Genomic DNA, 7,095 nt, shown 5'->3' with positions numbered 1-7,095 from the left:
CGCGATCCGCGCCTTGAGCTGCGCCACGACGTAGTCCTCGACGTGCGCAGACGCGATCCGCTGCCGCACAGCGGGTTCCGCCAGCCGACCCGCCGCGACGGCGAGCAGCTCGGCGGGCAGCGGACCCGGCTCGTCCGGCGTCTCGACCGCACCCGGCCGACCGGCGCCGCGTTCGAAGACCAACAGCGTGGACGTGACGGACCAGCCCTTGTCGAGCTCACCGATCCGCTCGGTGTCCGGCACCGGGACGGCGTCGAGGAACTCCTCGCAGAACTCGCTGCTGCCCCCGATCTGCCGGATCGGCCGGACGGTCAGCCCGGGAGCGTCGGTCGGCACACCGAACCAGGTGAGCCCCTTGTGCTTCGGGACGTCCCAGTTCGTACGGGTCAGACACATGCCCCAGTCGGCGAGGTGCGCGAGCGAGCTCCAGATCTTGGCGCCGTCGAGCCGCCACCCGTCCCCGTCGCGGGTCGCACGGGTCTGCACGCCCGCCAGGTCCGAGCCCGCGGCGGGCTCGGAGAAGAACTGGCACCACAGCTCCTCGCCGCGCAGCACGCGGGGGACGTGCCGGGCGAGGAACTCGGGCGTCGCGTGTCGGATCATCGTGGGGACGCAGGAGCCGAACGTGGTCACCGAGAGGATCCCGAAGTCCGGCGTCACGAACCCGGCGGCCTCGTCCTGGAAGGAACGCTCGTACTCCGCGCCGAGGCCGCGCCCGCCGTACTCCACGGGCCAGGTGATGCCGGCGTACCCGCCGTCGAACAGCCTGTGCTGGATCGCGCGGTGCTCGGCGACGTGCTCGGGCGTATGGGGATCCCACGACGCTGCGCCTCGGCGGTCGAGGTTCGCGGGCAGCCACTCCCGCACCTGTGCCCGGAAGTCGTCCACGGAGATCATGCGAGCTCCCCGGCGTGGGCGGACAGGATCCGGTCGCGGTGGAACTCGACCGTGCCGGACAGGGCGGCGTTCGCGGTGATTCGGCGCAGGTAGAGGTGCAGGTCGTGCTCCCAGGCGAACCCGATGCCGCCGTGCACCTGCAAGCAGTCCTGGCCCGCCTTCGCCGCCCGTTCGCCGACGTAGACGGCGGCGATGCTCGCGACCTCGCCCGCGTAGGGGGTGTCGGCCGCGACCGCGCGGGTGGCGGCGGCGAGCACGGCCTTCGCGGACTCCACGACCAGACTGATGTCCGCGAGCAGGTGCTTGAGGGCCTGGAACGAGCCGATCGGCCGGCCGAACGCGATGCGGTCCAGGGCGTACTGCCGGGTCATGGTGAACAACCGGTCCAGAGCCCCGACCGAGTCCGCGACCGACAGGAGGGTCGCCAGGGTCCGGGTGCGCTCGACGGAGCCGGGGACCACCGCCTCCGCCGGGACGCGAACAGCGTCGAGGGTCAGCGCGCCCAGCCGCCGAGTCACGTCCAGGCAGTTCAGCTCCGTCCGCGGCAGACTCTCGGTCGACACGAGGGCCTGGGCCGGGCCCGCCGACGTCGTGGCGGTGAGCAGCACCCAGGCAGCGGCCGGGTCGTCGACGACGGCGGTGCCGGTGAGCACGAGGTCGGGGCCGGACCACTCGGCGCGCAGGCCGCTGTCCCACAGGGCGTCCCCGGCCACCGCGAGGCTCGCGGTGGCCTTGCCCGCGGCGAGGTCGGAGAGCAGCTCCTCCTCGGTCAGGACCGCGGCGACGGTGTTGGTCGCAGCGAACGGCTCGGGCTGGAGACGCCCGCCCCGCAGCTGCCCGAGCAGGACCGCATCGGCGACGGGGTCCCCGGAGACGCTGCCTCCGCCGAGCTCCTCGGCGACGAACATCGCGAACCAGCCCAGCTCGGCCGCGGCGGACACGTAGCCGGGGTCCAGCGGAGCCCCGTCGGCGAAGGCGCGAACGGCCTCGATCGGCAGCACGTCGTCCACGAACCGGGCGCTGGTGTCGAGCAGCAGCGCCTGGTCGTCGGTCGGGTCCAGGTCCATCAGGCCCTCTGGGGTTCCGCGACGACACGGTCCTTCACCGCCGGCAGCACCGGGCCCGCGTCCTTCCAGTTCGGTACACCGTCGGACTCGTGGGCCCTGGCGACCTGCTCGCCGTGGATCTCGCCCCAGTGCGCGTGGTTGAGCTGGTGGAGGGTGAAGCAGGCCTGCAGGGCGTTGTGGAAGCCCTGGTTGTCCTGGGTCTGGTTGACGGACTCCTTGATCAGCAGCGCGGTCATCGACGGGGTGCGGGCGATCCGCTTCGCGAACTCCTCGGTGTTCGCCGCGAGGTCCTCGCGCGCCCACACCTTGGACACCATGCCCAGTGCGTGGGCCTCCTCGGCGTCGATCGAGTCGCCGGTGAGCAGCAGCTCCTTGGTCTTGCGGGCGCCGAACTCCCAGGGGTGCGCGAAGTACTCGACCCCGCACATGCCCATCCGGGTCCCGACGACGTCCGCGAACGTGGTGCCCTCCGCCGCGACGATGAGGTCGCAGCTCCACATCATCATCAGCGCGGCCGAGTACACCTTGCCGTGCACCTCGGCGATGGTGATCTTGCGGAGGTTGCGCCAGCGGCGGGTGTTCTCGAAGAAGTAGTGCCACTCCTGGCGCATCCGCTGCTCGGTCTTGAGCAGCGTCCCGCCGTCCGTGCGGTGCGTGAGGTGCTGGTCGGGGCCGGGCTCGCGCTCCTCGATCCGGACCGGGGTTCCCAGGTCGTGACCGGAGGAGAACATCGGGCCCTCGCCGCCGAGGATGATCACCCGCACGGTGTCGTCCGCCTCGGCGGCACGCAGCGCCTCGTCGAGCTCGACGAGCATGCCCCGGTTCTGCGCGTTGCGCGCATCGGGCCGGTTCAGCATGATCCGCACGACGCGGCCCTCGTCGAGGGTGGTGGAGCTGATGAAGCGGTAGTCGCTCATCGGGGGGTCCTTTCTTAGACGAGGCCCTGCTCGCGCATGGTGGCGACCCGCTCGGGCCCGTAGCCCAGCAGGTCGCCGTAGACGTGGTCGTTGTGCTGTCCCAGGTGGGGGGCCGGTCCGCCGAACCCGGCCGGGGTGCCCGAAAAGACGATCGGGACGCCGCTGCCGTACACCCCGTCGGCGCCACCGTGGTCCGGGTGCTCCAGGGGGACCGTCTCGCCGCGGGCCAGCACCCTCGGGTCGGCCGTCGCCTCCAGCGGGGTGCGCACCTCGGACACCGGGATGTCCGCCGCGGTCAGCCGCTCGTGGATCTCCGCGACCGTCAGCCCGGCCGCCCATCCCCCCACGATCCGGTGGATCTCGTCGGCGTTCGCCGCCCGCGGTGCGCGGGTCGCGAACCGCGGGTCCTCCAGGAGCTCGGGCATGCCCATCGCCGCGGGGAGCCGGGCGAAGAAGCGGTCGTTGGCGGCGCAGATGGTGACCTCGCCGTCCAGGCAGCGGAAGATCCCGAAGGGCGCCAACCGGTTCAGGTAGTTCCCGGTCCGCGCCGCCATCCCGGTCGCCGCGTACCCGCCCCACGGCTCCACGGCGACCATCGAGGTCAGCGCGCCCAGCATCGACACGTCCACGTGCTGGCCCGCGCCGGTCTCTCGGGCCCGCAGCACCGCCGCCAGCGTGCCCATCACCGCGAACAGCGGTGCGGTCATGTCCCCCAGCGGCAGCCCGACGCGCACGGGGTCCTCCCCCGGCCGACCGTTCGCCATGGTCAGCCCGGACAGCGCCTGGATCGTGAGGTCGTAGGCCTTGCCGTCGTCCTTCGCGTCCGCGCCGAACCCGGAGATCGAGGTGTAGACGATGCGCGGGTTGACCTCCCGAGCGTGGGCGTAACCGATCCCGAGCCGGTCCGCGGTACCCGCCGAGAAGTTCTCGACGACGACGTCCGCCTCGGCCAGCAGGTCGTCGAACACGGCGAGCGCGTCGGGGTGCTTGAAGTCCAGGGTCACCCCGAGCTTGCCGCGACAGCGCTCCAGGAACGGGATCGAGAGGTCGTCGGGGTGCTGCGGAAGCCGGTTCACCCCGTCCCGCCCGAGGTAGGGGACGTTCCCACGGGCCACGTCCCCGGAGCCGGGCTGCTCGATCTTGATCACCCGAGCGCCCATGCCACCGAGCAGCAGCGTCGCGTACGGGCCGGACAGGGCGCGGGTCAGGTCGAGGACGGTCACGCCCTCCAGCGGCCCGCGCGGTGCCGAGGGTTCGCTCACGCCTCCACCACCGCGTACTTGGCGCGCAGCGCGCGGCGGTTGATCTTTCCCATGACGCTGCGCTCGACCGAGTCCACGAACCGCACACGGCGAGGTGTCTTCACCGCGGAGAGCCGCTCGCGACAGAACGCGACCAGTTCGTCCTCGGACGGGGTGGCCCCCTCCGCGGCCACGACCAGGGCGAGGGCCTCCTCCCCCATCTCCGGGTGGTCCACCCCGATCACCGCGACGTCCGCGACGTCGGGGTGATCGACCAGCACCCGCTCGCTCTCGGCCGGATAGATGTTCACCCCGCCGGTGACGATCTTGTCGCTGTCCCGGTCGGTGAGGAACACGTAGCCCTCCGGGTCGACCCGGCCGATCTCGCCCAGGGTGAACACCCCCGGGCGCAGGTTCGCCGCCGCCGTGAGTTCGGGGGCGTCCTCGTACTCGATGCCCCAGCCCTTCGCGTTCTCGAAGTACAGCTTGCCCTCGGCGCCCGCCGGGAGCTCCGCTCCGGAGGAGTCCACGGCGAACGCCCGGTAGTTCGGCAGGGTCCGCCCCACCGAGCCCGGCCGCTCCAGCCACTCCGGGGTGGTGATCCCGCAGACCCCGCCGGTCTCGGTGCCGCCGTAGGTCTCGAAGAACACCGGGCCCCACCAGTCGACCATCGCCCGCTTGACGTCCTCGGGGCAGCCCGCGCCGGTCTGTGTGATCAACCGGATCGAGCTCACGTCGGTGGTGCTCCGGGCGCGCAGCAGCCGGACGAAGTGCGTCGGCACCATCAGGCTGGTCGCGATCCGCTCCCGCTCGATCAGGTCCAGGATCTCGGCGGCGTCGAACCGCCGCGGCACGTGCACCGGCACACCTGCCGTGAGCAGCGCCGTCGCCTGGATCGGGCCCGAGTGGTACAGCGGCCCCGACACCAGGTGCGGGCCGTGGCCCACGAACCGGTTGGTGGCCGCCCAGTCGCGGAACTCTGCCACGGTGACCCCACGCGGGAAGATCGACCGCGGCATCAGCGTCCGCTTCGGGCGACCGGTGGTCCCCGAGGAGAACAGGATCGGCGGCGCCACCCGGTCCTCGACCGGGTCCGCGGGACCGGCCCGCCAGTCCCCCCAGTCCGCCCAGCACACGACCTCGACCGGCAGCCCCGCCGCCGCCTCGGCCGCGACCTCGCGCAGCTCCGGACCGCACAGCAGCAGCACCGCGCCGGACTCGCGCAGCATGTGCGCGATCTCCTCCGCTCGCAGGTGCACGTTCAGCGGCACCAGCGACGAGCCGCTGGTCATCACGGCGGTGAAGGCCACCAGCGTCCACCCCGAGTTCTTCCCCAGCACCGCTACCGGGGCACCCGCGGCGGCCACCCGGAGCCGCGCCGCGATGCCGGACACCTCGGCCTCCGCCGCCGCGCGGGTGAGGGTGAGGTCCCAGGCCACGAGCTGCGGCTCCACCGTCTCCTGCGTCGTCTCCATCGGCACGACGACGATGCTCGGTGGCGTGCGTTACTCCGACCGTTAGGGATGCTCTCACCAGTCATAACGGGGCGATAACGGCTCCGGCGGACGGTCGGCCCATGACCGTCACCTTCGAACTCACCACCGACATCGGGCTGGGGCAGGACTACGGCGTGACGGACGAGCAGGTCCGCTCGTTCGCCGAGCACGGCTGGGTCTCGCTGCCCGGGTTCCTGAGCCGCGAGGCCGTCGACGCCGTCCGGGTCCCCCTGGCCCAGCTCGACTTCCGGCCACCGCCCGAGCCCGGCGGCACCGTGTACGTGCAGGACGTGTCCGCCTCCGCGGCGTCGGCCCTGCGCAAGCAGGAGGGGCTTGCCTGGAAGCACCCGTTCTTCCGCGACCTCGCGACCTCCCCGCGGGTGGCGCACGCGGCGGTGCGCCTGATGGGTGTGGACGAGGCTCTGCTCGTGCAGGACTCGTCGTTCTACAAGCCGCCGGGCGGCGGTGAGACCAGCTACCACCAGGACCTGCCGTTCTTCCCCTTCGACCGGCAGGGCGGCATCACGATCTGGATCGCCCTGATCGACATGGACCCGGACATGGGACCGCTGCGCTACCTCGACGGGTCGCACCGTGAGGGACCGCTCGGCCGCTTCTTCGGCTCCGACCCCCGTGCGGTCTACCCCGGGCTGGGTGAGCGGGCGGTCGCGGCCGGACAGGCGATGGAGGCGGGGGATGCCCAGGTGCACTGGGACCTCACCGTGCACGGCGCGGCGGCGAACAGCTCCGAGCGAGCCCGAGAGGCGTTCACCATGCGCTACATCCGGGCCGACACGCTCTACACGGGGTCGCCACACCCGCACTTCTCCGGCTTCGGGATGGCGCCGGGCAGCCGGTTCGCCGAGGTCCCGGACTTCTACCGGGTGAGCTGATCGGCGAGGTCCACCAGCTCGGCGTAGTTGGGCTGGTGGGCCCCCAGGCCGCCGTCGACGTGGATCACCTGGCCCGTGACGAACCCCGCGGCGGGCGACGCGAGCCACAGCGCACACGCGGCGACGTCGTCCGGGGTGCCGAGGCGCGGTGTGAGGTAGTGCCGCAGGATCCCCGCGTACTCGCCGTCCGCGAGGCGAGCGGCAGCGCGCTCGGTGACCACGACGCCCGGGGCGATCGCGTTGCAGCGCACGCCCTGCTTGCCGTACTGGGTGGCCACGTACCGGGTCAGCCCGACCACGGCGAGCTTCGACGTGCCGTAGCCCGCCGAGTCCACGGTGCCGCTGAACGCCCGGCTGGACGCCGTGTTGATGATCGAGCCGCCGCCGCCCGCGACCATGTGCGGGATCGCCGCCCGGCAGCCGAGCAGCACTCCACGCAGGTTGATCCGCATGATCTCGTCCCAGGCGTCGACGTCCATGTCCGCCACCGGGACGTCCCGGCGGAACAGGTGCAGCGCGGCGGCGTTGTTGTGCAGCACGTCGAGCCGGCCCAACTCGGCGACCGTGGCCGCCACCAGGCGCTC

At 72.3% G+C, this 7,095-nt stretch carries 7 protein-coding genes; 1 reads left to right on the top strand and 6 read right to left on the bottom strand.

Annotated elements, in window-relative coordinates:
• The 5 genes from H5J29_RS15555 to H5J29_RS15535 all read right to left on the bottom strand — a co-directional run.
• On the bottom strand, positions 1-897 hold an 897-nt coding region (locus H5J29_RS15555), incomplete at its 3' end, for an acyl-CoA dehydrogenase family protein (RefSeq protein ID WP_181781681.1).
• The gene (locus H5J29_RS15550; RefSeq protein WP_181781680.1) at positions 894-1,964 is read right to left on the bottom strand and encodes an acyl-CoA dehydrogenase family protein; all 1,071 of its coding nucleotides are present in this window, start codon (positions 1,962-1,964) and stop codon (positions 894-896) included. The genes H5J29_RS15550 and H5J29_RS15555, both read right to left, overlap by 4 nt.
• Positions 1,964-2,881, bottom strand: coding sequence for an enoyl-CoA hydratase (locus H5J29_RS15545; RefSeq protein WP_181781679.1), 918 nt, complete (start codon positions 2,879-2,881; stop codon positions 1,964-1,966). Before H5J29_RS15545 ends, H5J29_RS15550 begins: the two co-directional genes overlap by 1 nt.
• A gap of 14 nt (positions 2,882-2,895) precedes the next feature.
• A complete protein-coding gene (locus H5J29_RS15540; RefSeq protein ID WP_181781678.1) occupies positions 2,896-4,143 on the bottom strand; it encodes a CaiB/BaiF CoA transferase family protein in 1,248 nt (415 codons plus the stop codon).
• A complete protein-coding gene (locus H5J29_RS15535; protein WP_181781677.1) occupies positions 4,140-5,597 on the bottom strand; it encodes an AMP-binding protein in 1,458 nt (485 codons plus the stop codon). Before H5J29_RS15535 ends, H5J29_RS15540 begins: the two co-directional genes overlap by 4 nt.
• 101 nt (positions 5,598-5,698) lie before the next feature.
• Here H5J29_RS15535 and H5J29_RS15530 point away from each other — a divergent pair, with 101 nt between their 5' ends.
• On the top strand, positions 5,699-6,511 hold the full coding sequence (locus H5J29_RS15530; protein ID WP_181781676.1) for a phytanoyl-CoA dioxygenase family protein: 813 nt from the start codon (positions 5,699-5,701) through the stop codon (positions 6,509-6,511).
• Here the strand turns inward: H5J29_RS15530 and H5J29_RS15525 are convergent.
• Positions 6,496-7,095: SDR family NAD(P)-dependent oxidoreductase (locus H5J29_RS15525; protein ID WP_181781675.1), on the bottom strand; the 600-nt coding region annotated here is incomplete at its 5' end. The genes H5J29_RS15530 and H5J29_RS15525 overlap by 16 nt on opposite strands.

Source organism: Pseudonocardia pini (assembly GCF_013870575.1).
In the GTDB taxonomy this organism is placed as follows: Bacteria; Actinomycetota; Actinomycetes; order Mycobacteriales; family Pseudonocardiaceae; genus Pseudonocardia; species Pseudonocardia pini.
The sequence above is the reverse complement of the archived record's forward strand: the minus strand, read 5'-3'. Positions and strand labels throughout refer to the sequence as shown.

Excerpts from the sequence above, each read along its gene's own strand:
- H5J29_RS15530 (WP_181781676.1), top strand. The coding sequence starts at position 5,699 with ATGACCGTCACCTTCGAACTCACCACCGACATCGGGCTGGGGCAGGAC.
- H5J29_RS15550 (WP_181781680.1), bottom strand. The coding sequence starts at position 1,964 with ATGGACCTGGACCCGACCGACGACCAGGCGCTGCTGCTCGACACCAGC.
- H5J29_RS15535 (WP_181781677.1), bottom strand. The coding sequence starts at position 5,597 with ATGGAGACGACGCAGGAGACGGTGGAGCCGCAGCTCGTGGCCTGGGAC.
- H5J29_RS15545 (WP_181781679.1), bottom strand. The coding sequence starts at position 2,881 with ATGAGCGACTACCGCTTCATCAGCTCCACCACCCTCGACGAGGGCCGC.